Here is a 26,692-nt window from a genome sequence, read left to right on the forward strand (position 1 = left end):
AGAGTTCGGTGGGACAGTTCATTTGGGGAAAGGGAACCTCCGCATGGCGATCCGCGTGATGCTCGTCGACGACCAGGTGCTGTTGCGCACCGGCTTCCGCATGGTGCTGGCCGCGCAGCCCGACATGGAGGTCGTCGCCGAGGCGGGTGACGGCGTGGAGGCCCTGGAGGTGCTGGCGGGCACCGAGGTGGACGTGGTGCTGATGGACGTCCGGATGCCGCGGATGGACGGGGTGGAGGCCACCCGCCGCATCTGCGCCCCCGAGGACCGCGAGCGGGCGCCCAAGGTGCTGATCCTCACCACCTTCGACCTCGACGAGTACGCGTTCTCGGCGCTCAAGGTCGGGGCCAGCGGCTTCATGCTCAAGGACGTGCCGCCCGCCGAACTGCTGGGCGCGATCCGCTCGGTGTACAGCGGCGACGCGGTGGTGGCCCCCAGCACCACCCGCCGCCTGCTGGACCGCTTCACCCCCATGCTCCCGGGCAGCGCCCGCGAGCCCGCCAACTCGGAGATCGACCGCCTGACGGGCCGTGAGCGCGAGGTGATGCTGCTCGTCGCCCAAGGGCTCTCGAACGGCGAGATCGCGGCGCGCCTGGTGCTCTCGGAGGCCACGGTCAAGACGCACGTCGGACGCATCCTCACCAAGCTGGGGCTGCGGGACCGGGTGCAGGTGGTGGTGATGGCCTACGAGAGCGGCCTGGTACGGGCCGGGGGCGGCGCGGGCTGAGGCACGCCGCCGGACCGCGGGCTCACCGCCCGGCCCTCACCGCCCGGCCGCCGCAGGACCCGCCGCGTCACGGATGTCGCTCACACCGCGGGGAACGCGTCCCCGCTCACCAGTTCCTTCACCGCCACCACCAGGTCGGGTGTGCTGGGATGCGTGGGCTGCGCGGGGTGGGCGAGGTACACGGTGGCCGGCCGTGCGTCGGCGATCCGGACGAAGCGCACCCCGGGGTGGGTGTGGCTCTCGGCGGTGCCCGCGGCGGCGACACCGATGCTGTCGCCGACGGAGATGACATTCAGCCACTCGTCGACGTCCCGCACCGCGGCCCCTGTCGCCGGCCGCCGCGTGTCCTCCCACAGGGCCGGCCCGGAGGTGCTGTCCTCGCGCCACAGAGTCAGCGTCTCGCCGGAGAGCTCGGCGAGGGTGACCTCCGGCCGGGTGGCCAGCGGGTGGTTGTCGGGGAGGGCGGCGAAACGGTCCTCCGTGTAGAGGGGGAGGACGCTCAGCCGCGGGTCGCCGGGGTCGGCGCGGACCACGGCCGCGTCGGTCTCGCCGGTGGCCAGCCCGGCGGTGCCCCCGTCCCGGCGGCGGAGCTCCAGCGGGACGTGCGGGTGGTCGCGCCGCCAGGACCGCAGCAGCGGGACGGTGGACCGGCCGAGCACCGCGCACGAGTAGCCCAGGCGCAGCGGGCGGGAGACGGCGGCGGTGTCGGCGAGGGCCGCGTCGACGTGCGCGAGGATCGCCCGGCCGTGGTCGTACAGCGTGCGCCCGGCCGGGGTGAGGGCGAGCCGGCGGGAGGAGCGGTCGACCAGGGTCACGCCGACGTGGTGCTCCAGCCGGGCGAGCGTGCGGGACAGGGCCGGCTGCGTCAGATGCAGCCGGGCGGCGGCGGCCGTGACCGTGCCCTCGTCGGCGATGGTCACGAGGGCCCGCAGATGACGCAGTTCCACATCCATGCGTGTGGAGCATAGTGCCTGCCCAGACGGCATTTCCGGGCGTGTGGCGGGGTCCGTACGGTCGGGTGCGGCAGCCAGTCCGCATCTCATGACCCCAGGGAAGAGAGTCCCCGTGAAGATCCTCCTCGTCGGTGCCTCCGGCACCATCGGCCGCGCCGTCCACACCGTCCTGACCGGGCGCGGCCACCAGGTGGTGACCGTCGGCCGCACCGGCGGCGACCTGCGCGCCGACGTCTCCGACCCCGCCGCCGTCACGCGGCTCTACGAGCAGGTGGACGGGCTGGACGCGGTCGCCGTCGCCGCCGGTGACGCCGTCTTCGCGCCGCTCGGCGGGCTGACGTACGACGACCTCGCCGCCACGCTCCGCACCAAGGCGCTGAGCCAGCTCGAACTGGTCCGGCAGGGCGCCCGCCATATCGCCCCCGACGGCTCGTTCACGCTGGTCACCGGCATACTCACGCACGATCCCATCCCCGCGGGCGCGGCCGCCGCGGCGGCCAACGGTGCCGTCGACGCCTTCGTCCGAGCGGCGGCGGTGGAACTGGCGCCGCAGCGGGTGAACGCCGTGAGCCCGGGCGTCGTCGCGGAGTCGGCGGACGCGTACGACAGCGCGTTCCCCGGCATGGAGACCGTGCCGGCCGAGCGGGTGGCGCGGGCGTACGTGCGGTCGATCGAGGGGCGGCTGACGGGGCGGACGTTCCGGGTCGGGTACTGACCGGGCGGATCGCCTAGCGCAGGACCCCCTCCAGGAAGTCGCTCCCCAGCCGTGCCACCGTCGTCAGGTCCAGCTGGTGCAGGACGTACCGGCCCCGCCGCCGGGTGGTGATCAGGCCCGCCTTCTTCAGCACCTTGATGTGCCGCGACGCCTCCGGCGCGCTGATGTTGTGCTCGGCGGCGAGCTCGCCGGTGGTGCAGGCGCTGCGCGCCAGCCACCGGCACATCCGCAGCCGCATGGGGTGCGCCAGGGCCTCCAGCCGGCGTTCGATCAGCTCCAGGGAGGCGGGGCCGGCCGCCTCCGGGGAACCGATCGGGTAGAAGATCACCGGGCGCCACGCGGGGGCGTAGAGCACCAGGAGGTGGGGCCAGCCGAGGGTGGTCGGCAGCAGGGTGAGGCCGGCGCCGACACCGGCCGCCGGGCCGAGGGCCGTGGCCCGGCCGGACGTCAGCTTGTCCACGTGGATACGGGCGCCGGTCGCGTCCTCCTCCAGCGTGACGGCGGGGGACACCTCGGCCAGCGCCTCGCGCAGTCCCTTGCGCCGCAGGATCTCCGACTTGTGCCGGGCGTCGGCCGCGAGCGTGAGGGCGCCCCGGCGCCAGACGTCCGCGAAGAACGCCTCCTCGCAGTCCTCGAACAGCCGGCGCAGCCAGGTCCGGACGCCCTGCGGGTCGTCCAGGGTGCGGCGGGCGAACTCCAGTTGGCGCGGGCCGCGGGCCGCCGCCCGTTCCAGGGCCCGGCCGCGGGCCGCCGCGTCGCGCAGCGGTGACGCGCTGCCCGGGGAGTAGTAGTTGGAGCAGGTGAGTTCCAGCGCCGCCGAGACGTACTGCTCGTCGTCGAGCCGGTCGAGCAGGTCCAGCTCGTCCTTGAGGGTGGCGCCCGGGCGGCCCCCGGTGTCCGGCAGGGCGGCGAAGGCTCCGAAGATGTCGGAGATCACCGTCGTCCACAGGAAGTCCGCCTCGCAGAGCCGGTCCGCGAGGTCCGGCTTGAGGCCGGCCAGGGTGGCCGTCACCCAGCCGTGCAGGCCGGGGTGGTGCCGGGGCTCCCGCAGGGCGTGCAGGGCGTGCCCCAGTTCGGCGAGGGGCGACGCGGCGAAGACGACACGCTCGGGCGGCAGGCCCGTGACGTCGATCAACAGGCTCATGCCCCTCATTCTGGGCGCTCCGCGAGGCGGTTCCCGATCGATTGACGGTCCGCGTCAATCGACGCGCACCGGGGCGGGGTCGCGTCGCACCGTGGAGGCATGGACGCGACACAGCAGCAGATGTTCGACAGCTACCGCGCGGCCCGGCGGGGCGAGGCCGCCCCGCCCGCGCCGGGGACGTACGAGATGGAGACCGTCCGGCAGATCCGGTTGTGGCGGGAGTTCCTGGCCGTACTGGACGGGCGGGTGAAGCGGGTGAAGCGGAGGAGACGGGGGCGGGCGGCGCGGCGGCCCGCCGACGCGGCGGTGCCCCGGGTGCAGGCGGGGTGCCGGGGGTCCGTGGGGTGCTGAGCCCGCCGTGAGGGGGCGGGCGTGGACGGCCGTGGACGGGCGCGGCGCCGTACGGGCGGCGGGCCGGGCCCCCGACGGCAGCCGCGAGGCGGCACCGGTGCGCGTCGCGCCGCGTGCCCATCCCAGCCCCGTCCCGGCCCACCGCGGAGCGTCTCGGCTCCGGCCGTCCCGGCGCGCATCCCGGACCGCCTCGGCCCTGACCGCCCCGGCCCACCCCGGAGCGTCTCGGCCCCGGCCGTCCCCTCGCGTACCCCGGACCGCCTCGGCTCCGGCCGTCCCACCCCAAAGCGTCTCGGCTCCTACCGTCCCTTCGCGCACTCCGGAGCGCATCAGCCCCGGCCGTCCCCGCCTTCCCCGGAGCGTCTCGGCTCCGGCCGTCCCGGCGTGCCCGGGAGCGTTCCGGCCGGGCCGCCCCGGACCGCCCCGGCGGACGTCCGATCCGGTCCCGAGGGCGGCCCCGAACGCTCCCTCACCGGCCCGCCGCCGTCCTCCTCGCGACCGATCGGGAGCGCGTAGCATGACAGCGGAATCGTCCGGTACCCCCGCGGACTGGAACGGAAGGCACCCCGCCGCGTGAACGCACAACCAACCCCCGACCGGCCGAGCCCGCAGGACCGGCCCGCCCGCCTGACGGTCGGCGTCGTCGGCGCGGGCCGGGTGGGCCCCGCCCTCGCCGCGTCGCTCCAGCTCGCCGGGCACCGTCCCGTCGCCGTCTCGGGCGTCTCCGACGCCTCGCTGCGGCGCGCGGCCGAGATCCTGCCGGGCGTCCCGGTCGTCCCGCCCGCCGAGGTGCTGGCGCGGGCCGAACTGGTCCTGCTCACCGTCCCGGACGACGTCCTCCCGGGGCTCGTCGCCGGGCTGGCCGAGACCGGGGCCGTCCGCCCCGGACAGCTGCTCGCGCACACCTCGGGACGGCACGGCGCGGCCGTGCTCGACCCCGCGACCAGGGCGGGAGCCCTGCCGCTCGCCCTGCATCCCGCGATGACCTTCACCGGTACGCCGGTGGACGTCCAGCGGCTGGCCGGCTGCTCGTTCGGCGTCACCGCTCCCGAGGAGCTGCGGCTCGCCGCCGAGGCGCTGGTGATCGAGATGGGCGGCGAGCCGGAGTGGATCGACGAGGCCGCCCGGCCGCTGTACCACGCGGCCCTGGCCATCGGCGCGAACCACCTGGTCACCCTGGTGGCCCAGGCCATGGAGCTGCTGTCCGCGGCCGGCGTCGGCAACCCGTCCCGGATGCTCGGCCCGCTGCTCGGCGCGGCCCTCGACAACGCCCTCCGCAGCGGTGACGCCGCGCTGACCGGCCCGGTCGCACGCGGTGACGCGGGCACCGTGGCCGCCCACGTCACGGAGTTGCGCCGGCACGCGCCGCAGGCGGTCGCCGGGTATCTGGCGATGGCCAGAACGACCGCGGACCGCGCTCTCGCGCACGGCCTGCTCAAGCCGGAGCTGGCGGAAGACCTGCTCGGCGTCCTCGCCGACGAGGCGAACGCGGCGGGCGGCACGGGTGGGGCAGGCGGGACGAACGGCCCGGACGGAACGGCCGGTTCCGGCCCGGTGGACGGAGGAGAGCAGTGACCATGGGGACCATCCGGCTCGTACGGGACACCGCGGAGCTCCAGGCCCTCCCGCGCGACCCCGCGGCCCGCCGCGCCGTCGTCATGACCATGGGCGCCCTCCACGAGGGCCACGCCACCCTGATCCGCGAGGCCCGCCGGCTCGCCGGGCCCGACGGCCAGGTCGTCGTCACGGTCTTCGTCAACCCGCTCCAGTTCGGCCCGAACGAGGACCTGGACCGCTACCCCCGCACGCTCGACGCCGACGTCGCGCTCGCCGCCGAGTCGGGCGCGGACGCCGTGTTCGCGCCTTCCGTCGCCGAGGTCTACCCGGGCGGCGAGCCCGAGGTGCGGATCAGCGCCGGGCCCATGGGCGAACGCCTCGAAGGCGCCCACCGCCCGGGCCACTTCGACGGCGTGCTGACGGTCGTCGCCAAGCTGCTGCACCTCAGCCGGCCGGACACCGCCCTCTTCGGGCAGAAGGACGCCCAGCAGCTCGCGATGATCCGCCGCATGGTCCGGGACCTCAACTTCCCGGTGGAGATCGTCGGCGTGCCGACCGTCCGCGAGGCCGACGGTCTGGCCCTGTCCAGCCGCAACCGCTACCTCTCGGCCGCCGACCGGACCTCCGCCCTGGCCCTTTCGCGGGCCCTGTCCGCCGCGGCCGACGCCGCCGACCGCGGCCCGTCCGCCGTCCGCGAGGCCGCCCGCGCGGTCCTGGACGGCGCGGCGACCCTGGAGCCCCCGGTCGTCCTCGACTACCTGGCGCTCGTCGATCCGGCCGACTTCACCGAGGTGCCCGCCGGCTTCACGGGCGAGGCGGTCCTCGCGGTCGCCGCCCGGGTCGGCACCACCCGCCTCATCGACAACATCGTGCTGGACTTCACCCTGGGGGAACGGTCATGACCGGTATACGACTCGCGGCTCCGCGGCCCGGCTGGTCCGTCGACGCGGACGTCGTCGTCATCGGGTCGGGCGTCGCCGGACTCACCGTCGCGCTGCGCAGCGCGGCCGCCGGCGCGCGGGTCGTGATCGTCACCAAGGCCCGCCTCGACGCCGGTTCCACCCGCTGGGCCCAGGGCGGTATCGCCGCCGCCCTCGACGAGGGCGACACCCCCGCGCAGCACCTCGACGACACGCTCGTCGCCGGCGTCGGCCTCTGCGACGAGCAGGCCGTCCGCACGCTCGTCACCGAGGGCCCGGACGCCGTCCGCCGGCTGATGGCCACCGGCGCCCGCTTCGACGCCGACCCCGCCACCGGCGAGGTCCAGCTGACCCGTGAGGGCGGCCACCACCGCCGCCGCATCGTGCACGCGGGCGGCGACGCGACCGGCGCCGAGGTCTCGCGCGCGCTGGTCGCGGCCGTCCGGGCGGCGGACATCCGGATCATCGAGCACGCCCTCGTCCTCGACCTCCTCAAGGACGCCGCCGGCCGGGCCGCCGGCGTCTCCCTGCACGTCATGGGCGAGGGGCGGCACGACGGCGTCGGCGCCGTCCGCGCCCGGGCCGTCGTGCTCGCGACCGGCGGCATGGGCCAGGTGTTCGCCGCGACCACCAACCCCGCCGTCTCCACCGGCGACGGCGTCGCCCTCGCGCTGCGCGCCGGCGCCGAGGTCTCCGACCTGGAGTTCGTCCAGTTCCACCCCACCGTGCTCTGGCTCGGCCCGGACGCCGAGGGCCAGCTGCCGCTGGTCTCCGAGGCGGTCCGCGGCGAGGGCGCCCACCTGGTCGACGCCGACGGCGTCCGCTTCATGCTCGGGCAGCACGAACTCGCCGAGCTGGCGCCGCGCGACATCGTCGCCAAGGGCATCATGCGCCGGATGCGGGAGACCGGCGCCGACCACATGTTCCTGGACGGCCGGCACTTCGGCGCCGTCATGTGGGCCGAGCGCTTCCCGACCATCCTGGCCGCCTGCCGCTCGCACGGCATCGACCCGGTGACCGAGCCGATCCCGATCGCCCCCGCCGCGCACTACGCGTCCGGCGGCGTCCGCACCGACGCGCACGGACGGACGACCGTGCCCGGCCTGTACGCGTGCGGCGAGGTCGCCTGCACCGGCGTGCACGGCGCGAACCGGCTGGCGTCCAACTCGCTGCTGGAGGGCCTGGTCTTCGCCGAGCGCATCGCGGCGGCCGTGGCCGCCGACGAGACCGTGCCCGGCGAGCCCGTACCGGCGGACGGCCCCGGCGAACCGCTCGTCGCCCCCGAGGACCGCCACACGATCCAGCGGATCATGACCCGGGGCGCCGGGGTCCTGCGCTCCGCCGCCGGCCTCGCCGAGGCGGCGGACCGCCTCGACGCCGTCCGCCGCGCCGTGCACACCGACGGCAAGAGCGCCGAGCCCGGCACCGAGGCGTGGGAGGCCACCAACCTCCTGCTGGTCGCCCGCGTCCTGGTCGCCGCCGCGCTGCGCCGCGAGGAGACCCGCGGCAGCCACTGGCGCGAGGACCGCCCCGACCGCGACGACGACCGGTGGCGCCGCCACCTCCTCGTCACCCTCCGCCCGGACCGTACGCTTGCGGTCTCCACCACGGAGACGGCCGCCTTCCCCCCGGTTTCCCCCGCTTCCCCCTCTTCCCCGCATCCCGCACCGAGGAGCACCGCGTGACCACGCCCGACGACCTCCAGTACCGGCTCACCACCCTGACCGACGAACCGGGCTGCGGCGGCGACTGCGCCTGCGGCGAGGGGGCCTCCGCCTACGAGTGCGGGCTCGACAGCGGGCTCGCGGCGCTGCTCGCGGACGCCGGTCTCGACCCGCTGCTGGTCGAGGAGATCGCGCACATGACCGTCGAGGAGGACCTCGACGGCGGCGTGGACGTCACCTCGGTGGCCACCATCCCCGAGGACGCCGTCGCCACCGGCGACTTCACCGCCCGCGAGGCCGGCACGGTGGCCGGGCTGCGCGTCGCCGAGGCGATCCTCTCCGTCGTCTGTACCGACGACTTCGAGGTCGAGCGGCACGTCGAGGACGGCGACCGGGTCGAGGCCGGGCAGCGCCTGCTGTCCGTCACCACCCGCACCCGCGACCTGCTCACCGCCGAGCGCGGCATGCTCAACCTGCTCTGCCGCCTCTCCGGCATCGCCACCGCCACCCGGCTCTGGGCCGACGTGCTGGAGGGCACCGGCGCGGAGGTCCGCGACACCCGGAAGACGACGCCCGGCCTGCGCGCCCTGGAGAAGTACGCGGTCCGCTGCGGCGGCGGCGTCAACCACCGGATGTCGCTCTCGGACGCCGCGCTGGTCAAGGACAACCACGTGATCGCGGCGGGCGGCGTCGCCCAGGCGTTCCGGGCCGTCCGCGAGCGGTTCCCCGAGCTGCCGATCGAGGTCGAGGTCGACCACCTGGAGCAGATCCCGCCGGTTCTCGCCGAGGGCGCCGACCTGATCCTGCTCGACAACTTCACCGTCGAGCGGACCCGCGAGGCCGTCGCCCTCGTCGCCGGCCGCGCCCGGCTGGAGTCCTCCGGCCGGCTCACCCTGGCCAACGCGCGCGAGTACGCGACCACCGGTGTGGACTACCTGGCCGTCGGCTCGCTCACGCACTCCTCGCCGATCCTCGACATCGGCCTGGACCTGCGGCAGCAGGAGGGTGCTGCCTGATGCTGCTCACCATCGACGTCGGCAACACCCAGACCGTCCTCGGCCTCTTCGACGGCGACGAGATCGTGGAGCACTGGCGGATCTCCACCGACCCCCGGCGCACCGCCGACGAGCTGGCCGTCCTCTTCCAGGGCCTGATGGGCCGCCACCCGCTGCTCGGGGACGACCTGGGCGACGGCATCGAGGGCATCGCCATCTGCTCCACCGTCCCGTCGGTGCTGCACGAGATGCGCGAGGTGACCCGCCGCTACTACGGCGACGTCCCGGCCGTCCTCGTCGAGCCGGGCGTGAAGACCGGCGTGCCGATCCTCATGGACAACCCCAAGGAGGTCGGCGCGGACCGCATCATCAACGCGGTCGCGGCGGTCGAGCTCTACGACGGCCCCGCCATCGTGGTCGACTTCGGCACGGCCACCACCTTCGACGCGGTGAGCGCCCGCGGCGAGTACGTGGGCGGGGTGATCGCGCCGGGCATCGAGATCTCCGTCGAGGCGCTGGGCGTCAAGGGCGCCCAGCTCCGCAAGATCGAACTGGCCCGGCCGCGCAGCGTGATCGGCAAGAACACCGTCGAGGCGATGCAGTCCGGCATCATCCACGGCTTCGCCGGCCAGGTGGACGGCGTCGTCAACCGGATGGCGCGGGAGCTCGCGGACGACCCCGACGACGTCACCGTCATCGCCACCGGCGGCCTGGCGCCGCTGGTGCTCGGCGAGGCCACGGTGATCGACGAGCACGAGCCCTGGCTGACGCTGGTCGGCCTGCGGCTGGTGTACGAGCGGAACGTGGCGCGGGCGTAAGACGGGCCGGAACGGGCGGGGGCGTGTTCGAGCCACGCCGCAGGGGCCGCGCTAAGCGAAAATTGTCCGTTTAGCACTTAAAGTCGGCCCATGCCTACGCCCTATGGATCCCACGGCGGCATGGCGTTCAGCGCCGACGAGCTGCGCGTGCTCCGCCGTGCCCTCGCCATCGCCCTCCAGCCCCGCACCGAGAACGCCGAGAAGCAGAGCTGCCTCCGGCTCGCGCAGGCCGTGGACGAAGCGGCCAGGGAAGGCGGCAGGCTGCGCGCCTTCCTCCGCGCGGACCTCGCCCGCTACCGCGCCGCCCTCCCCGGCACCGCGCCCGGCTACGTGGAACGCCTCCAGGACGCCCTCGCGGCCGGCCACCGCCCCGGGGCGGAGGACCTGGCCGCCCTGCGCGCCCTGTGCGCCGCCCCGGCCGGCGCCGCCGAGACGGGCCGCCGCCGGTCCCTCCTCCAGCGCTGCGAGCGGCTCGCGGAGACCGCGGTGCGGACCCGGCTCGCCGACTGCACGGCTCCCGGCCCCCGCGCCGCCGCGAGCGCCGTCCTGGACGCCCCCGCCGCCGTACCGGCCGTACCGGCCGCCCGGCCGCGGAGGGGCGCGCACGACGCGCTGCCGCCCGAGGCCGGCCCGGAGGGGCCAAAGCCGGGCGCCCGGCCGGCCGCGAAGCCCGGTCCGGCGCCGGGCCCGGCGCCCGGTTCCGAGCGGCCGAAGACTCCCCCGGCACCTCCTCCCAAGGCCCCGCGGCCCGGCGGCCGTCCCATCCCGACCCCCGGTGAGGTCTTCCCGCCGCGCCGCAAGCCGGCGCCGCCCCCCGAAGCGGCCGGTCACCGGGGTGCCGGGTGCCGGGCGGAGGTCCCCGGCGGGTCGCCTTCGGCGCGCGCGTAATCTGGACGGGGCGCCCGGCCGCGTCCGGGCCCTCCGGGCGCAGCGCGCCCTTCCAGACCCCTCCCACCCAGAAGGAGCCGACGGCCATGGACTATGTCGCCGCGCTCGTCCCGCCCGTGGTGATGGCGATCGCCTTCACCGCGCTGGTCGTGACGATCGTCAAGAGCCAGGGCGGTGCGAACAAGGCCAAGGAAGACGCCATCGTCGACGCCATGGCCCGCGCCGAGGCCGCCGGCGGTTCCACGGAGGCGAAGACCGCGGGAGCGTGAACCGCGCCGGAAACCCGGCGGTGGACAGGGCGTGCGGCCCGGGGAGTATTTCCCGGGCCGCACGCCCTTTTCGCGGGCCTCTTCTCCGTCGGCTTCCCGGCCGCGCGGGCCGGAGCCCGATAAACCGGCATTCGAGACATCTCCCACTATTATTCGCGTGTGGTTCGACGCCTCGGTGATCTGGAAGACGCCGTCATGACGCGCGTGTGGGAGTGGAACCGGCCGGTCACTGTTCGAGAAGTCCTCGAAGACCTTCAGCAGGAACGGTCGATCGCCTACACCACCGTCATGACCGTAATGGACAACCTGTATCAGAAGGGCTGGCTGCGCCGGGAAGCCGAAGGCCGGGCCTATCGATATGAGGCGGTGTCCAACCGGGCCGCCTACTCGGCCGCACTGATGAACGAAGCCTGGTCCGTGAGTGACAACCCCGCGGCCGCTCTCGTCGCCTTCTTCGGCATGATGTCGGCCGAACAACGGGAAGCCCTCCGGGACGCGATCCGCGTCGTCCAACTCGGTCGGCCCGGCGAGGAGGAGCCGCCGCCGGGGCGATAGCGTCCGCTTATGCCCGCAGCTTCCGAACCGGCTTCCGGCCGGCCCGCCCCGGCAAAAGTCCTCACCGTCCGCAGGGCGCGGACCTCCGATGTGCCCGCCGTGCGCCGGCTCATCAACACCTACGCCCGCGACCGCATCCTCCTCGACAAAGCCACGGTGACCCTTTACGAGGACATCCAGGAGTTCTGGGTCGCCGAACGCGACGAAGACGGTACCGTCATCGGATGCGGCGCACTGCACGTGATGTGGGAAGACCTCGCCGAGGTCCGCACGCTGGCCGTCGACCCCACGGTCAAGGGCGGCGGTGTCGGGCACGCGGTACTCGACAAGCTGCTGCAGACGGCGCGCTGGCTGGGGGTGCGGCGCATTTTCTGCCTCACCTTCGAAGTCGAGTTCTTCGCCAAGCACGGCTTCGTCGAGATCGGTGAGACCCCGGTGGACGGTGATGTCTACAGCGAGCTGCTGCGCTCCTATGACGAGGGTGTTGCCGAGTTCCTGGGTCTCGAACGGGTGAAGCCGAACACCCTTGGCAACAGCCGGATGCTTCTGCATCTGTGATCGCCGGTCCCTATGTCCGAATCGCGCCCCTATCGTGCCGTCCTGGAAGCCGTGGTTCCCGTGCGGAAGGGCGACTGAACCTTCCCCGGGGGTTTGTGTTTTTCCGGGAAAGGCGGTTTGCTATTCCTCCGTAATCCCTTTTCTGCTGATGAAAGGAATCCCCCCGTGGCGCAGAAGGTTCAGGTCCTTCTTGTCGACGACCTCGACGGCGGCGAGGCGGACGAGACGGTGACGTTCGCTCTGGACGGCAAGACGTACGAGATCGACCTCACCACCGCCAACGCCGACAAGCTGCGCGGGCTGCTGGAGCCGTACGCCAAGAACGGCCGTCGTACCGGCGGTCGCTCGGCGGGCCGCAGCCGTGGTGGCCGCGCCGCCTCCGCTGGGGCGAGCCAGGACACCGCGAAGATCCGCGCGTGGGCCAAGGAGAACGGTTACAACGTCAACGACCGGGGCCGTGTCCCCGCCGAGATCCGTGAGGCGTACGAGAAGGCCAACGGCTGATCCCCCGTCGGCCCCCTGCGCGACCGTCCGGCGCGCAGCAGCCGGGCTCGGTGGCACTCCGTGGCCGCCGCGCTCACCAGCCGTACGTAATCGGGGGCGAGCCTGCCGCCCCCGAGGCCGGTCACCGGAAGTGTCGGCTCCAGCTCGCGACCAGGCCGGGGAGGCCGCAACCATACGGCCTCCCGCGGATCGGAAGGGCCCCTTTCCCGGGGTTTCCCCTCTCCCGGGGTTTCCGGGTATTCCCGGCTTTCCCGGGCCGCGCGGTTTTCGCGGTCCTCATGGGCCACCGGGGCATCCCGGTCCGGTCGGGCCGTCGCATCGGTTCCCTTGGTCCCACCGGCTCCGTCGGTTCCGCCGGCTCCGCTGGGTCCGCTGGTACGCGACCGGGGAAACCGGGCGCCCACGGGTGCCGGCGCGGGGATCCGGCCGCCGGAGCCCAGCGCCGTGAGGTCCAGGGCGATGCCGTCCCACTCCAGCCAGCGCAGCAGCTCGGGCAGTTCGTCCGCGCTGCCCACGGCGGTCAGGAACCACAGCGTCCCGGCCCGCCGGTCGAGCGCCACGGGCCCGGTGGGGCGCACCCGCGCCAGCACCGCCACGCCCGCGTCCGCGGGGAGGCCCAGGGCGTCGAAGCGCAGCCCGGTCGGCAGCCCGAGCGGTTCGCCGTCGGTCGTGGGCCAGCCGAGCTCGCGCTCGTACCAGCGCCGCCGGCGGTCCGCCGGGAGGATGCCGGTGAGGTCTTCGGCGACGCCGTCGGTGGCGTCTCCGCGGCGGGGTTTCGGCAGGGCAGGGGCCATGAACGGTGCAACTGAGCCGACCCCTTGAGGTTACGCGCTGTCCGTAATTGGGCACTCTCCGTACAGGAGGAGCGGGGCGCACAAGCGCTCCGGGTAGCGCGAGGGTGTTCGCCCGTAGCGGAGTGCGCCGGCCCGCGCCGCATGGAGCGTGCGCCCCTGGGGGTAGGGATCCCACCATGGGGAGAGGCGGTACCGCAGGGCTCGAGGCGCGTCCGCCGGGAAGATCCGGGGGTGCGGCCGGTCCTGCCGGACCAGGGGTGCGTTCGCCATCGGCGTAGTGGCGGTGGGCGTATATGCCTGGCCTGCGGGAACATCGTCTCCCACCATCGGGTTGGAGGAGTTGTCGGCTGTTCGGCAGCAGGTTTCCCCGTCGACGCGGGGGTGATCCGGACGGATGTCGGCAGTTGGAATGAGCTGTCCCGTCCCGCGGGACTAGCATGCGGAAGGACAGGGAGGGGACCGACCCCTTACTGCCTGACCGCTCTGAGGAGCGATTAACGATGTTCGAGAGGTTCACCGACCGTGCGCGGCGGGTTGTCGTCCTGGCTCAGGAAGAAGCCCGGATGCTCAACCACAACTACATCGGCACCGAGCACATCCTCCTGGGCCTGATCCACGAGGGTGAGGGTGTCGCCGCTAAGGCCCTGGAGAGCCTCGGGATTTCGCTCGAGGCGGTCCGCCAGCAGGTGGAGGAGATCATCGGCCAGGGCCAGCAGGCCCCGTCCGGGCACATCCCCTTCACCCCCCGTGCCAAGAAGGTCCTGGAGCTGTCGCTCCGCGAGGCCCTCCAGCTCGGCCACAACTACATCGGTACGGAGCACATCCTGCTCGGCCTGATCCGCGAGGGCGAGGGCGTCGCCGCCCAGGTCCTCGTGAAGCTGGGCGCCGATCTGAACCGGGTGCGGCAGCAGGTCATCCAGCTGCTCTCCGGCTACCAGGGCAAGGAGGCCGCCACCGCCGGCGGTCCGGCCGAGGGCACGCCCTCGACCTCGCTCGTCCTGGACCAGTTCGGCCGCAACCTCACGCAGGCCGCCCGCGAGTCCAAGCTCGACCCGGTCATCGGGCGCGAGAAGGAGATCGAGCGGGTCATGCAGGTGCTGTCCCGCCGTACCAAGAACAACCCCGTCCTCATCGGCGAGCCCGGCGTCGGCAAGACCGCCGTCGTCGAGGGACTGGCCCAGGCCATCGTCAAGGGCGAGGTGCCCGAGACCCTCAAGGACAAGCACCTCTACACCCTGGACCTGGGCGCCCTGGTGGCGGGCTCCCGCTACCGCGGTGACTTCGAGGAGCGCCTGAAGAAGGTCCTCAAGGAGATCCGCACTCGCGGCGACATCATCCTGTTCATCGACGAGCTCCACACGCTCGTCGGCGCGGGTGCCGCCGAGGGCGCGATCGACGCCGCCTCGATCCTCAAGCCGATGCTGGCCCGCGGCGAGCTGCAGACCATCGGTGCCACGACGCTCGACGAGTACCGCAAGCACCTGGAGAAGGACGCCGCGCTGGAGCGCCGCTTCCAGCCCATCCAGGTCGCGGAGCCGTCGCTGCCGCACACGATCGAGATCCTCAAGGGTCTCCGCGACCGGTACGAGGCGCACCACCGCGTCTCCATCACCGACGAGGCCCTGGTCCAGGCCGCCACCCTGGCCGACCGCTACATCTCCGACCGCTTCCTGCCGGACAAGGCGATCGACCTGATCGACGAGGCCGGTTCCCGGATGCGCATCCGCCGGATGACCGCGCCGCCGGACCTCCGCGAGTTCGACGAGAAGATCGCCGACGTGCGCCGGGAGAAGGAGTCCGCGATCGACTCGCAGGACTTCGAGAAGGCCGCTTCCCTCCGCGACAAGGAGAAGCAGCTGCTGGCCGCCAAGGCCAAGCGGGAGAAGGAGTGGAAGGCCGGCGACATGGACGTCGTCGCCGAGGTCGACGGCGAGCTGATCGCCGAGGTCCTGGCCACCGCCACCGGCATTCCGGTCTTCAAGCTGACCGAGGAGGAGTCCTCGCGGCTGCTGCGCATGGAGGACGAGCTCCACAAGCGCGTCATCGGCCAGAAGGACGCCATCAAGGCGCTCTCCCAGGCCATCCGGCGCACCCGTGCGGGTCTGAAGGACCCGAAGCGTCCGGGCGGATCGTTCATCTTCGCCGGCCCCTCGGGCGTCGGTAAGACCGAGCTGTCCAAGACGCTCGCCGAGTTCCTCTTCGGCGACGAGGACGCGCTGATCTCCCTCGACATGTCGGAGTTCAGCGAGAAGCACACGGTCTCGCGCCTCTTCGGTTCGCCCCCCGGTTACGTGGGCTACGAAGAGGGCGGCCAGCTGACCGAGAAGGTGCGGCGCAAGCCGTTCTCGGTGGTCCTCTTCGACGAGGTGGAGAAGGCCCACCCGGACATCTTCAACTCGCTGCTGCAGATCCTGGAGGACGGTCGCCTGACCGACTCCCAGGGCCGGGTCGTGGACTTCAAGAACACGGTCATCATCATGACGACCAACCTCGGCACCCGGGACATCTCCAAGGGCTTCAACCTGGGCTTCGCCGCCCAGGGCGACGTCAAGACCGGCTACGAGCGGATGAAGGCCAAGGTCAACGAGGAGCTCAAGCAGCACTTCCGGCCCGAGTTCCTCAACCGCGTCGACGACACGGTGGTCTTCCACCAGCTCTCGCAGGAAGACATCATCCAGATCGTCGACCTGATGATCGCCAAGGTGGACGAGCGGCTGCGCGACCGCGACATGGGCATCGAGCTGAGCGGCGACGCGAAGCAGCTGCTCGCGAAGCGCGGCTACGACCCGATCCTGGGCGCCCGCCCGCTGCGCCGGACGATCCAGCGCGAGATCGAGGACATCCTCTCCGAGAAGATCCTCTTCGGTGAGCTCCGGCCCGGCCACATCGTGGTCGTCGGCACCGAGGGTGAGGGCGAGGAGAAGAAGTTCACCTTCCGCGGCGAGGAGAAGTCGGCCCTGCCGGACACCCCGCCGGTGGAGCAGGCGGCCGGCGGCGCCGGTCCGAACCTGTCGAAGGACGCGTGAGGCGGCGCGTAGCGCCTGCTTAACGCCTAGTAGGGCTGCCGGCCCCGGGACCGTGTGAACGGTTCCGGGGCCGGTGGCTTTATGCGGCGGGCCGGCCGTTGACGGTCAGGCGGTCGCCGAAGCGGTGGGGGTCGAGGACGGTCGGATGGCCCTTGAGGCTTGCGACCTCGATTTCGAGGTCCGGTTCGCCGAGCAATGCCGAGAGGTCGAGAGCCTGCTCGGCGTCGTCCCGCTCGTCTTCGATGCGAACCTTCCGCAGCTCTGGGAAGCGACGACGAAGATCGGGCGCCAGGGCGGGTTTGTCCATTACCAGGGTGAGTAACTGGATGCCGGGCAGGCAGTCCCTCTCGTCCAGATCGTCGAGGGTCTTCTCCAGTAGTCCCAGTTCGGTCAGGTGCGGCCGTTCACGCAGGTGTTGGAGTGCGCGTGACTCTGCCGGTTCCGCGTAGAGGAACAGACCCTTCAAGTTCGGCGGGATCACAAGACTGCCGAGCCGCAGCGCGTTGGACGAGAACACGGTCAGATGCTCAAGACCGGGCGGCAGGTCCGGGAAACGCCCGTCGTTGTCGGCAAGGTGGTCGAGCGACAGGGTGCGGAGGCCGACGAGACTCGGAAGCACGGTCAACGCGGTGGAGGGCAAACGGTGGTTGACCAAAACCAGTTCCGCCAGGTTCAGCTCGGCCAGCGCTGACAGATCTTTCACCATGGGGCAGTACCGGATCGACAGCTCTTCGATCTCCGGATGGTCACGCAGCAGGTCGAGGTCGGCGAGTGAGTTGTTGCGGCTGAGCGAGAGCTGTCGCATGGTGCATCCCCGCAGGGCCGTCCGGAGGCTTTCCGTGTCGTAATCCCCGGAGATGAACAGCCTGTCGATGCGACCGAGGCGCGGCAGGTGGACGAGCTGGGAACGGCGGAAGACGCGCACGCCCATGTCGTCGAATCGCATGCCCGCGAGGACCTCTTCCGCGAACTGCGGCGTGTCCAGATAGGGCCACGACGCGACGATTTCCGCGCGGACGTCCCGGGCGCCGAGTCGGCCGTAGCGCGCCAGGTGGGAAAGTCCGGCGTCGCCGAGCTGCCTCAGCACCTGTACATATCCGACGGCCTCCGCCGAATCCAGGCCCTCCGGCTCGGGAATCACGGCCAGGGCGTCCGGACCCAGCGAGGCCAAGTGGATGACCTCCACATCGGTGCGGGGAGCGCCCATCGTCCTCAGCCTTTCCCACACCACGTCGTGCAGGCTGTCGTCGAGCGCCCCCGCGCTCATCGCGCACTCCACGGCGAGGGTGCGCAGTGCGAACTGGGCCTCCCGTTGCCCGGCGGCTTCACCGGCGGCCACGAGCCCCGAGATCACCGCTTCGGTCTCACGGCGGTTGCAGTGCCCGATGACCAGCCGGATGACGTCCTGCCACTGTTCCTCCGCGGCGTGGTCGAGCAATTCCTTCAGGCAGTCGGAATCCTGGAATTCCTTGGCCGCGAGGAAGTCCTGGAACGTCCGGTGGATGAACTGGATGGAATCCGGTGACCGTTCCTGCAAGAGGCCGCTGCGATTCAGCAAATGACCCATCAGGGCGTCTGCCGTGTACGACCTGACCTGTCGCAGGCTGCGCATGGCCAATTCGATCTGCCGGGCGCCCTGTTTGCGGGTGAGTTCCGTCTGCCGGTTGCGGACGAGCCAGATGGCGATGTGCTGGAGGAGCTGCTGGGCGTCCTCGGCCTCCAGTTCGATGCCCTCCGGGGCGCCGATGCCCCGGCGGGCGTCGCGGTTGCCGAGGAGCATGGCGAGGGCCGAGTGGTAGAGGGTCCAGCGGGTGTGCGGGAGGAGTCCGCTGCGGCGGCGGTGGAGGGCGCATATGACGGCGCAGAGGAGAGGGGTGCGGGCGAGGTCGCTGAGGGTCTTGTTGCGCTGGAACTCGGAGGCGAGCTTGCGTTCCAGGTCGTCCAGTCGGGTGCGTTCCTCGCCGTGCTTGCCCAGGCGCGCCGCGTTGTGCCAGGCCCTCACGAACTCCTGGATGTCGCCGTCGCTCATCGGCAGCATCCGCAGCTCCTGGAAGTCCTGCCACTCCAGCCAGCCGTCCTCCACGGCGCGCGGGCGGACGGTGACCAGGCAGCGGGTCAGCGGGTAGCGGCGCAGGAACTCGTCGAGCCACTGGCGGGCGGGTGCGCGGTGCTCGCGGGGGAGTTCGTCCAGGCCGTCGACCAGGAGCAGGACCCGGTTGGCGTCGAGCATGCGGCCCGCCCAGCCGTCGGGCATGCCGTCCTCCTGGATGGCGATGCCGGGCAGCTGGGCGGGGGAGGGGCTGGTGATGCCGAGGGCGGCCAGGCGGCGCATGGGGACGACGAAGGGGACGAGCCCGTTCAGGGCGGCCAGCTTCCTCGGCAGGGTCTGGCACGCCGCGTGCGAGGCGAGCCACCACACGAGCGTCGTCTTGCCCGCGCCGGCCTCGCCGCGCAGGATCGCGCGCGGGTGCAGCGCCAGCAGGTCCTCGACGCGGCGGGGCTCCTGCGGGGCCCGGACGCCGTCCCGGCCCGGGGCGGCCTCCGCCTGGAGGCTGAGGTACGCCGTGTCCAGGTCCCAGCGCCTCTCGTGCTCGCCCAGATCGTCGAGGCCGAACACCTCCAGCTGCCCGTAGCGGGCCTTGACCGCCTTCGCGTAGCGCGCCTCGAACGCGAAGTCGTCGACGCGCGGGTGATGCAGCGGGACGGGGGCGGGGGCGTCGGGCCAGTGCTCGGCCAGGGCCGCGGCGAAGCCCGGTTCGCCGAGGATGCGGAACAGGGGGACGGACTCGATGGCGGAGTGCTGCCAGCCCTCCCGGTCCTCCGCCACCACGCCGACGAGCAGCGGCCCGGCGTACACCGGGCCGCCGGAGAGGCCCGACCAGGGCGATGTGCCCGGGCGGGACGGAGCCGGCGGGTGGTGGTCGGTGCGGAGGACGCACCGGCCGCGTATCCGGGCCGCGCCCGGGGTGAGCGTCCCCGGGACCTGGGCGATGTCCAGGTCGCCGAGCGCGGACCGTTCCACGTCCGGGAAGCCCAGGACCTGGCAGCCCGGCACCGGCTCCCGGGTGGAGAGGACGCCCCAGCGCAGCGGCGGCAGCGCTTCCGCGTCCACCAGCGGGCGGCGGGTCCGGAGCAGGGCCGCGTCGCCGGCGTCGGGAGTGCCGCGCCAGAGGACGTCGCAGGGTGTCGGCGCGGCGTTGCCCAGGGCGACGGCTTCCACCGGGGTGTCGCCGTCCAGGACGTGCGCGCTGGTCAGGACGAGGTCCGGCGTGAGCAGCACGCCGCTGCCCTGCCGCGCCCCCAGGACCGCGACGACGCGGTCCTCCGGCGTCACTGCCCCGGCTCCACCGTCCCGAAGTGGGACACCCCGCCCGGCCGCTGGTTGCCGACCTTCCAGCCGGTGCCGGTGCGCATGTCCTTCGGGGTGAGGGTGAAGGTGACCTTGTGGGTGCGGGAGGAGCCGCGGGTGGCGTCGGTGCCCGCGTCGACGACCCAGGCGCGGACCTTGCCGGAGCCCTTGAGCTCGCGGCGCATCTCGATGCCGAACTCCATGGTGATGTCGCCGACCTCGAAGCCCAGGTCCTTGCCCTCGCCGGTCGCCGCGGCGCTGGTCAGGCCGGTGCGGATGGCCTCGACGGCCTCGGCCAGTTCGATGCCGTCGAAAGGTGATGCGTCGGTCATGTCGTGAGTCCCCGGGGCGTCGCGGTGCGTGGGCGTTTGCTGACCGGGAGCGTACCGGCGGCCGGGGGGCTTTGGTCCCGAAACGGACGAGTTGGTGGTGCCGCTCCGGTGACAAGGCACACAGGCCAATTCGGGAGTACTACGCGCTTTAGCAGGAAAGAAGGCTCCGGAATTGCGGGAAGCGTGCCCGGTATTCCGGGGGATGGGGGGCCGGACGACTTTTCGGTTTCTACTAGGGGTGGTCGTAGAAAGGCCACTTGGAGCGGTTGGGAAGCGGCGGCTATCAAGGTAGGGCGATCCCGGTCCGCAGCCGGGATCGATTCCTGTCCTGGAGGTTTTTCTTTATGTCGAAGCGCAACGTTTTCCGTACCCGCCGCACCGCCACCACTCTGGCCGTCGGCCTGGGCGCGTCGCTGGCACTGGGTGCGGGCGTGGCGCTGGCCGCGGAGCCCGTCGTCCACGGGGTCTCCGTGCTGTCCGCCGACTCCGCGACCGCCTTCGGCGAGTCGCTGAAGGCGCAGGCCGAGACGCAGAAGAAGGTCGCCGACAAGGAGCGCGCCGAGAAGGCCGCCAAGGCCGAGCAGGCCAAGCGCGCGGCCGACAAGGAGCGGGCCGACCGGTCCCAGGTCCGGAACCTGGCCGATGCCTGGGTGAAGCCGGTGGACGAGTACGTCATCGGTCAGCCGTTCGGCAAGGACGGCAACATGTGGGCCAACAAGCACAGCGGCCAGGACCTGGTCGTGCCCAGCGGCACCGCCGTGAAGGCCGTGCACAAGGGTGTCGTGGTGAAGGCCGGTGCGAACGGCGGCGGTGACGGTGCCGCGTACGGCAACGCCATCGTGATCAAGCATGACGACAACACGTACTCCCAGTACGCGCACCTGTCGTCCGTCGCCGTCCAGGTCGGCCAGAGCGTGACCGCCGGCCAGCAGATCGGCCTGTCCGGCTCCACCGGCAACTCGTCCGGTCCGCACCTGCACTTCGAGATCCGGACGACCCCGAACTACGGCTCCTCCGTCGAGCCGCTCGGCTTCCTGAGCGGCCACGGCGAGAAGCTCTGACGGACGGCGCGACGCCGACGGGCGGGGAACCCCACTTCACGGGGTTCCCCGCCCTTTCCGCGTGTCAGGGGGCTGTCGTCGCCGTGGTCAGGGTCTTGGCCGGGCCGCCGCCCGCCCGCGCCTCCAGCTCCCGCAGGACCGCCAGCTCGACGACGTCGATCCCGCCCTCGGGGCGGACCACCGCGACGCCGCGGGCCTCGGCGGTCGTGAGGAGGCCGTGCACCACCGCCGGGCTGCCGAGCAGGAACGCGAGTGGGTACAGGCTCGCCTCGCAGCTCTTCTTCCGGCCGAGCGCGCCCCGGTAGACGATCTCCCCGGGGACGAGCACGTTCTGGACCGTGCCCGTCTCGTCCGCGCCGCGCAGGCGGCGGAAGAGGAGGGTGGTGAGGGCCTCCGCGACCCGGTCCAGGACCCAGTCGCGGCCGGGGACGGCGATCAGGACGCGCCGCACGCCTTCGAAGGCGCCGTCGATGACGTCCTTGGTCAGCGAGCGGTAGCCGCCGACCATGCGGATCTCGACGACCTTGTCCCAGGGGATGTCATCGCCGTCGAAGCCGACGGAGTCGGGGCCCACGCACACCGCGCCGAACCGGTCGAGGAGCCGGAGCGGCTTCGCCAGCGCCGCCGGGACCAGCGGGTGGCTGCCGATCAGGGTGCCCAGGGACACCTTCCAGGGCCGGGTGGCCGGGGCGTCCGGGGCGCCGAGGCGTTCCAGGGCCTCCATGACCCAGTCGCCGCCGGCGGCCAGCCGGTCCCGGCCCGCGTCCGCCGCCGTCCGGCCCGCCGTCGCGGAGCGGCCGGCCGCCTCCCGCCCGGCCGCCGCGGCGCGCTCGGCCGCGGCCTTCCCGGCGCTCGCCGCCTGGGTCAGCGCTCCGCCGACGTTTCCGAGCCGTCCCTTGATGCCCATCAGTTCCCCCTGGTGGTGCGGCGCCCGTCCGTCCGGCGCCCTCGGTTCAGCCCGCAACTGTAATGGCGATCATGAGCGGGACGACCCGTACCCCTGGTGACACCCACGGGGGCGGACGATCAGTCCGGCACCCGGATGATCGGGAACGTCCCCGTGCTCGTCGGCGACGACTCCGGCAGCCACAGCACCGCGATCGCCCCGCCGCCGCCCGCCGCCTCCGGGTCCGCGTTGCGGAAGGTGAGGCGGGCGCCGAGCACCCGGGCCTGGCCCGCCGCGATCGTCAGACCGAGGCCGTGGCCCTTGCCGGCCCGGTCCTCGCTGCCGGTGCGGAAGCGGCTCGGGCCCTCCCGCAGCAGGTCCTCGGGGAAGCCCGGGCCGTGGTCGCGGACGCGCAGCACGCGGCCCTCCACGGTGACCTCGATGGGGCCGCGGCCGTGTTTGGCGGCGTTGGCGAGCAGGTTGCCGAGGATGCGCTCCAGCCGCCGGGGGTCGGTGTTGACGTAGGCGTGGCGGACGACGGTGACCCGTGCCTCCGGCGAGAAAGTCCGCACCCGGCGCACCACGAACTCGCCGAGTTCGATCTCCTGCATCTCGGCCCGTTCGGCGAAGCCGTCCAGCCGGGCCACCTCGAGGACGTCCTCGACGAGGGTCCGCATGGCCTGGGCGCGGTCCCTGACCAGTTCGGTGGGGCGGCCCGGGGGCAGCAGTTCGGCGGCCGTCAGCAGGCCGGTGACGGGGGTGCGCAGTTCGTGGGCGATGTCGGCGGTGACCCGCCGTTCCGCCTCCAGGCGGTCCTGGAGGGCCTGGGCCATGCCGTCGACGGCGCGGGCGAGGTCGTCCGTCTCGTCGCGCACCCGGCCGCCGATGGCCTCCCGCACCCGGACGTCGCGGTCGCCGTCGGCGAGCTTGCGGGCGGCGGCGGACGCCTTGCGGAGCCGGCGGGAGAGCTGGCCGCCGATGAGGATGCCGAGCGCGCAGCCGCCGAGGACGACCGAGACCGAGCCGATGATCAGGGCCCGGTCCATCTCGTCGAGGATCTTCAGCCGGTCCTGGAACGGCTGGTGCATGGAGAGGATCTTGCCGTTGGCCAGCGGGACCGACGCCCAGACCTGCGGGGCGGAGCCGCCGCTGTCCTGGACGAAGGTGGCGCGCTGCCCGAGGGCGGCGGCCTCCCGCAGCTGTTCGGGCAGCGCGGGGTCGTCGACCTTGGCGTGCAGCGTGGTCCGGCCCTGGCTGGTCCGGTAGTAGCGCTCGGCCAGCTGGATGCGCTGGTCCATCACGTCCCGGCTGCTGTTGATCATGGAGGCGCGGGCGGCGTTGTGCACGACCAGGCTGAGCGCGACGGCGATCAGCGCGCCGACGCCGGCGATGGCGAGGCTGACCTTCCAGCGCAGTCCGCTGCGGAGGGTGAGGTTCACCATGGCGCGCGGGGCTCCTCGGGGACCGCGTCCATGCGGAGGGGCGCGACGCGGAGGGGTGCGACCTGGTGGGGGCGGGTCACGAAAGCTCAGCCTCTGAGTTTGTAGCCGAAACCGCGGACCGTCTCGATACGGTCCTGACCGATCTTGCCCCGCAGCCGCTGCACATGGACGTCCACCACGCGGGTGTCGCCACCCCAGCCGTAGTCCCAGACGCGCTCCAGCAGCCGGTCACGGGACAGCACGGTCCCCGGGGCCGACGAGAACTCCAGCAGCAGCCGCATCTCGGTCGGGGTGAGGGCGACGGGCGCGCCGCCCTTGCGGACCTCCATGCCCTCCGTGTCGACCTCCAGGTCGCCGAAGCGCAGCAGGCCGCCGCCCTCGATGCCGCCGTGCTCGTCCCCTCCCGAGGCCCCCGCCGCGCCGCTGGCGTGGCCGAAGCGGCGCAGCACCGCGCGTATCCGGGCGACCAGGACGGCGCCGTCGAAGGGCTTGGTCACGTAGTCGTCCGCGCCGGCCTCCAGGCCGAGGACGACGTCGATGCTGTCGGCGCGCGCCGACAGCATGATGACGGGGACGGTGGACTCGTCGCGGATGCGCCGGCAGAGGCTGACGCCGTCCAGGCCGGGGACCATCACGTCGAGCAGGGCGATGTCGGGCCGCCGCTCCCGGAACCGCTCCAGGCCCTGGAGCCCGTCGGGCACGGCGGTGACGACGAAGCCGTCCCGTTCGAGGGCGAGCTGCGTCGCTTCGCGGATCACATCGTCGTCCTCGACGAAGAGCACATGCGTATCGGCCACGCCGCTCCCAGCCCTCCTAGCCCGAATTCTCGCTCTTGCCCGTGCTGCCGCCGACCTTGCTGAAGTCGGTGTGCGTGCGTCCGGTCTCCCGGAACCTGCCGTCCGACCAGTGGTAGGTCACCTCGTCCTCGCCCGAGGGGTCGGCGACCGGGTCGCCCGACCCGTAGATCTGCGAGGTGATCAGCAGGTCCCCGCGGTCGATGTCGGCGTAGACGGGCGACTGCTCGGACGAGAACACATTCTCGTACGAGTCTCCCTTGGCACGGTACACATAGGAACCGATGCCGATGGCGTCGCCGCAGGTCAGGATGTTCACGACGACGTCGTCCCGGGAGCCGCCGGTCAGCTGCCCGTAGATGACGTCGACCGGGTACTGGTCCTTCACGCACGGCTTGAAGTTCTTCTTGACCGCTTCGCTGATCTTCGGATCGGATTTGATCAGCGCGGCGGCGTCGATCTTCCGCCGGGTGGGCGGCGCGGACGGCGTCGTGGTGCGCGTCTCCGCCTTCGCCGCCGACTGCGGCTGGGCGGGGCCCTCCTTGCGGACGCCCTCGCTGCTGGTGTTGCAGCCCGCGAGCAGCAGTCCGGCGACCGCCGCGAACGCCGTGACCGTCCCGCCGGCGATCAGTGCGGGACGGGTGGGTCGCGTGGCCGGATCGGTCCGGCCGGCCTTGTCGCCGATCGCCTTTCTCAGGCCGCGCACCGTTCCTGCCCCCGCTCGTGACGATCGAGGGCGTGGAAGTCCAGGTCCCGGTTCTCCAGCTCCTGGCGCAGCCTGGCCAGCGCCCGGTGCAGGGTGCTCTTGACCGTGCCGGTCGACATGCCGAGCGCCTCCGCCGTCTCCTCGGTGCTCATCTGCTCCCAGTGTCGCAGGACGACGACGCTGCGCTGCTTGGGCGCCAGGACCCCGAGGACGTCCATCAGCAGCGCGCGGTCGGCGTGCTGCTCGGTACCGTCCTCGACGCTCGCGTCGGGAAGCTGCTCGGTGGGCACCTCGTCGAGCTTACGGGCCCGCCACCACTCCGTACGAGTGTTGATCATGACACGGCGGAGGTAGGCGTCCGCGAGCGACTTGTCCGCTATCCCGTCCCAGCGGCCGTAGGTGCGGACCAGCGCGGTCTGGAGCAGGTCCTGAGCGTCGATGGGGTCCGGGACGAGCCGCCGCGCACTCCGCAGGAGAGCGTCCTGACGGTTGCGTACGTACTCCTCGAAGTCCAGAACCTTGCCGCTGCTGGCCATACTCGCAGCCTCCATTCCGCTTGCGTCCCCGTGCCTGCTGGTGCGCGCCGGACGGTCCTCCAGCACGGAGAGGACGCTACGGAGGAGCTGTTGCGACGCGATGTGCAGCAGCACTGCGGCTGGTGCACAGCTGTCCATAGGTTGTGTAACAGGAGGGGGGTAAGGGCAGCTCTGTCCGATTCACAGGGGGGCGGAGACGGGCTCCGCTACGTCAGCGGCAGCCGGTAGGTGCCGTCCTCCAGCGGTTCCACCAGCCCGTCCGCCACCAGCCCGTCCAGGGCCCGGGCCCGCTGCACGGGCTCGTCCCAGACGGCGTCCAGCGCCTCCTGCGGCACGGGGGCCACCGCCTCCCGCAGCACCGCCAGCAGCTTGCCGCGCACCTGGCGGTCGGTGCCCGCGTACGTCTGGCCGCGGCGCGGCGGCCCGTCGTGCTCGGGGGAGCCGGCGGCGCGCCAGGCGCAGCGGTCGGCGATCGGGCAGCGCCCGCACACCGGCGTGCGGGCCGTGCACACCAGCGCGCCCAGCTCCATGGACGCCGCCGCCCAGCGGGCGGCCACCGCCTCCTCGCCGGGCAGCAGCTCCTGGGCCAGCCGGCGCTCGGCGGCGGTGGTCGCGTTCGGCGGGTACTGGACGCCGGTGACCGCCCGGGCGAGGACCCGGCGCACGTTGGTGTCCAGGACGGCGTGGCGCCGCCCGTACGCGAAGGACGCCACGGCGGCGGCCGTGTACTCGCCGACGCCCGGCAGGGCCAGCAGCTCGGCGTGGTCGTCCGGCACCACGCCGCCGTGCCGCTCGGTGATCGCCGTCGCCGCGGCGTGCAGCCGCAGTGCCCGGCGCGGGTAGCCGAGCCGGCCCCAGGCGCGGACGGCCTCACCCGGCGGCTCGGCGGCCAGGTCGGCGGGGCGCGGCCAGCGGGCGAGCCACTCCTCGTACACCGGCAGGACGCGGTTGACGGGCGTCTGCTGGAGCATGAACTCGCTGACCATCACGCCCCAGGGGCCGGCCTCCGGGCGCCGCCAGGGGAGGTCCCGGGCGTGGGCCTCGAACCAGGCGATCACCGGGAGGTGCAGGGCGGATTCGGAGGCGGTGGTTCCGGGGCCGGGGGCCGGCTTGGGCGGGGCGGGAGTCGTAGTCATGGCGTTCCGATC

Annotated in this window: 26 protein-coding genes; 15 read left to right on the plus strand and 11 right to left on the minus strand. The window is 72.9% G+C overall.

Translation table 11 applies throughout. The features are described 5' to 3' along the window. Window positions 1–43: 43 nt before the first annotated feature. Window positions 44–727 (plus strand): response regulator, encoded by a 684-nt coding sequence (locus J7W19_RS18070; RefSeq protein ID WP_004940427.1) that lies wholly within the window; start codon window positions 44–46, stop codon window positions 725–727. An 80-nt stretch (window positions 728–807) separates the two neighbouring features. Here the strand turns inward: J7W19_RS18070 and J7W19_RS18075 are convergent, their stop codons facing one another. Next, the gene (locus J7W19_RS18075) at window positions 808–1,680 is read right to left on the minus strand and encodes a LysR family transcriptional regulator (RefSeq protein ID WP_004940431.1); all 873 of its coding nucleotides are present in this window, start codon (window positions 1,678–1,680) and stop codon (window positions 808–810) included. Window positions 1,681–1,792: 112 nt separating this feature from the next. On the opposite strand from J7W19_RS18075, the gene J7W19_RS18080 reads away from it, so the two are divergent. Then, window positions 1,793–2,395 carry a short chain dehydrogenase gene (locus tag J7W19_RS18080; RefSeq protein ID WP_004940436.1) on the plus strand — a complete coding sequence of 201 codons (603 nt, stop codon included), beginning with the start codon at window positions 1,793–1,795 and terminating at the stop codon, window positions 2,393–2,395. Between the two features lie 13 nt (window positions 2,396–2,408). On the opposite strand, the gene J7W19_RS18085 is transcribed toward J7W19_RS18080, so the two are convergent. Then, a complete protein-coding gene (locus tag J7W19_RS18085) occupies window positions 2,409–3,539 on the minus strand; it encodes a DUF5937 family protein (protein ID WP_004940439.1) in 1,131 nt (376 codons plus the stop codon). Window positions 3,540–3,638: 99 nt separating this feature from the next. Here J7W19_RS18085 and J7W19_RS18090 point away from each other — a divergent pair, with 99 nt between their 5' ends. From J7W19_RS18090 to J7W19_RS18140, 11 genes are all read left to right on the plus strand, one after another. Further along, complete coding sequence (locus J7W19_RS18090) at window positions 3,639–3,890, plus strand: hypothetical protein (RefSeq protein WP_004940443.1); 252 nt, start codon at window positions 3,639–3,641, stop codon at window positions 3,888–3,890. 573 nt (window positions 3,891–4,463) lie between these two features. Next, window positions 4,464–5,465 (plus strand): Rossmann-like and DUF2520 domain-containing protein, encoded by a 1,002-nt coding sequence (locus J7W19_RS18095; RefSeq protein WP_004940448.1) that lies wholly within the window; start codon window positions 4,464–4,466, stop codon window positions 5,463–5,465. A gap of 2 nt (window positions 5,466–5,467) precedes the next feature. After that, window positions 5,468–6,349, plus strand: coding sequence for a pantoate--beta-alanine ligase (gene panC, locus J7W19_RS18100; RefSeq protein WP_040888123.1), 882 nt, complete (start codon window positions 5,468–5,470; stop codon window positions 6,347–6,349). Next, a complete protein-coding gene (locus J7W19_RS18105; RefSeq protein ID WP_004940452.1) occupies window positions 6,346–8,052 on the plus strand; it encodes an L-aspartate oxidase in 1,707 nt (568 codons plus the stop codon). The genes panC and J7W19_RS18105 overlap by 4 nt, the downstream gene beginning before the upstream one ends. After that, window positions 8,049–9,047 carry a carboxylating nicotinate-nucleotide diphosphorylase gene (gene nadC, locus J7W19_RS18110; RefSeq protein ID WP_004940454.1) on the plus strand — a complete coding sequence of 333 codons (999 nt, stop codon included), beginning with the start codon at window positions 8,049–8,051 and terminating at the stop codon, window positions 9,045–9,047. The genes J7W19_RS18105 and nadC overlap by 4 nt, the downstream gene beginning before the upstream one ends. Continuing rightward, window positions 9,047–9,844 (plus strand): type III pantothenate kinase, encoded by a 798-nt coding sequence (locus J7W19_RS18115; protein WP_004940456.1) that lies wholly within the window; start codon window positions 9,047–9,049, stop codon window positions 9,842–9,844. Before nadC ends, J7W19_RS18115 begins: the two co-directional genes overlap by 1 nt. Window positions 9,845–9,934: 90 nt before the next feature. Continuing rightward, window positions 9,935–10,732, plus strand: a complete 798-nt coding sequence (locus J7W19_RS18120; protein ID WP_233478129.1) for a hypothetical protein — start codon at window positions 9,935–9,937, stop codon at window positions 10,730–10,732. An 86-nt stretch (window positions 10,733–10,818) separates the two neighbouring features. Continuing rightward, window positions 10,819–11,001, plus strand: coding sequence for a hypothetical protein (locus J7W19_RS18125; RefSeq protein ID WP_152263239.1), 183 nt, complete (start codon window positions 10,819–10,821; stop codon window positions 10,999–11,001). A gap of 159 nt (window positions 11,002–11,160) precedes the next feature. Continuing rightward, entirely contained in the window at window positions 11,161–11,556 is a 396-nt protein-coding gene (locus tag J7W19_RS18130) for a BlaI/MecI/CopY family transcriptional regulator (protein WP_078588143.1), read from the plus strand. Window positions 11,557–11,565: 9 nt separating this feature from the next. Further along, on the plus strand, window positions 11,566–12,114 hold the full coding sequence (locus J7W19_RS18135; RefSeq protein ID WP_078588144.1) for an amino-acid N-acetyltransferase: 549 nt from the start codon (window positions 11,566–11,568) through the stop codon (window positions 12,112–12,114). A 165-nt stretch (window positions 12,115–12,279) separates the two neighbouring features. Next, window positions 12,280–12,618 carry a histone-like nucleoid-structuring protein Lsr2 gene (locus tag J7W19_RS18140; protein WP_004949517.1) on the plus strand — a complete coding sequence of 113 codons (339 nt, stop codon included), beginning with the start codon at window positions 12,280–12,282 and terminating at the stop codon, window positions 12,616–12,618. Here J7W19_RS18140 and J7W19_RS18145 read toward each other — a convergent pair. Further along, on the minus strand, window positions 12,549–13,412 hold the full coding sequence (locus J7W19_RS18145; protein ID WP_051072672.1) for an SCO3374 family protein: 864 nt from the start codon (window positions 13,410–13,412) through the stop codon (window positions 12,549–12,551). The two genes, J7W19_RS18140 and J7W19_RS18145, sit on opposite strands and share 70 nt — an antisense overlap. 500 nt (window positions 13,413–13,912) lie before the next feature. On the opposite strand from J7W19_RS18145, the gene J7W19_RS18150 reads away from it, so the two are divergent. Beyond that, complete coding sequence (locus tag J7W19_RS18150) at window positions 13,913–16,438, plus strand: ATP-dependent Clp protease ATP-binding subunit (protein ID WP_004949520.1); 2,526 nt, start codon at window positions 13,913–13,915, stop codon at window positions 16,436–16,438. A 79-nt stretch (window positions 16,439–16,517) separates the two neighbouring features. Here J7W19_RS18150 and J7W19_RS18155 read toward each other — a convergent pair whose 3' ends face one another. Together J7W19_RS18155 and J7W19_RS18160 are read right to left on the minus strand one after the other, a co-directional pair. Next, window positions 16,518–19,772, minus strand: coding sequence for an NACHT domain-containing protein (locus tag J7W19_RS18155; protein ID WP_004949523.1), 3,255 nt, complete (start codon window positions 19,770–19,772; stop codon window positions 16,518–16,520). Then, window positions 19,769–20,119 (minus strand): trypco2 family protein, encoded by a 351-nt coding sequence (locus J7W19_RS18160; RefSeq protein WP_004949527.1) that lies wholly within the window; start codon window positions 20,117–20,119, stop codon window positions 19,769–19,771. The genes J7W19_RS18155 and J7W19_RS18160 overlap by 4 nt, the downstream gene beginning before the upstream one ends. A 344-nt stretch (window positions 20,120–20,463) precedes the next feature. On the opposite strand from J7W19_RS18160, the gene J7W19_RS18165 reads away from it, so the two are divergent. After that, window positions 20,464–21,180, plus strand: a complete 717-nt coding sequence (locus tag J7W19_RS18165) for a M23 family metallopeptidase (protein WP_004949531.1) — start codon at window positions 20,464–20,466, stop codon at window positions 21,178–21,180. Window positions 21,181–21,244: 64 nt separating this feature from the next. Here J7W19_RS18165 and J7W19_RS18170 read toward each other — a convergent pair whose 3' ends face one another. The 6 genes from J7W19_RS18170 to J7W19_RS18195 all read right to left on the minus strand — a co-directional run bounded on the left by J7W19_RS18170 (window position 21,245) and on the right by J7W19_RS18195 (window position 26,680). Then, complete coding sequence (locus tag J7W19_RS18170; protein WP_004949534.1) at window positions 21,245–22,087, minus strand: hypothetical protein; 843 nt, start codon at window positions 22,085–22,087, stop codon at window positions 21,245–21,247. Window positions 22,088–22,206: 119 nt separating this feature from the next. Further along, window positions 22,207–23,508 carry a two-component system sensor histidine kinase CseC gene (cseC, locus tag J7W19_RS18175; RefSeq protein ID WP_004949537.1) on the minus strand — a complete coding sequence of 434 codons (1,302 nt, stop codon included), beginning with the start codon at window positions 23,506–23,508 and terminating at the stop codon, window positions 22,207–22,209. Between the two features lie 86 nt (window positions 23,509–23,594). Next, a complete protein-coding gene (gene cseB / locus J7W19_RS18180; protein ID WP_004949540.1) occupies window positions 23,595–24,305 on the minus strand; it encodes a two-component system response regulator CseB in 711 nt (236 codons plus the stop codon). Window positions 24,306–24,321: 16 nt separating this feature from the next. Continuing rightward, on the minus strand, window positions 24,322–25,008 hold the full coding sequence (locus tag J7W19_RS18185) for a hypothetical protein (protein ID WP_004949544.1): 687 nt from the start codon (window positions 25,006–25,008) through the stop codon (window positions 24,322–24,324). After that, window positions 24,996–25,544 (minus strand): SigE family RNA polymerase sigma factor, encoded by a 549-nt coding sequence (locus J7W19_RS18190; protein WP_004949546.1) that lies wholly within the window; start codon window positions 25,542–25,544, stop codon window positions 24,996–24,998. The genes J7W19_RS18185 and J7W19_RS18190 overlap by 13 nt, the downstream gene beginning before the upstream one ends. A 206-nt stretch (window positions 25,545–25,750) precedes the next feature. Beyond that, window positions 25,751–26,680, minus strand: a complete 930-nt coding sequence (locus tag J7W19_RS18195) for an HhH-GPD family protein (RefSeq protein ID WP_004949550.1) — start codon at window positions 26,678–26,680, stop codon at window positions 25,751–25,753. Window positions 26,681–26,692: the final 12 nt, after the last annotated feature.

The organism is Streptomyces mobaraensis NBRC 13819 = DSM 40847 (assembly GCF_017916255.1).
In the GTDB taxonomy this organism is placed as follows: Bacteria; Actinomycetota; Actinomycetes; order Streptomycetales; family Streptomycetaceae; genus Streptomyces; species Streptomyces mobaraensis.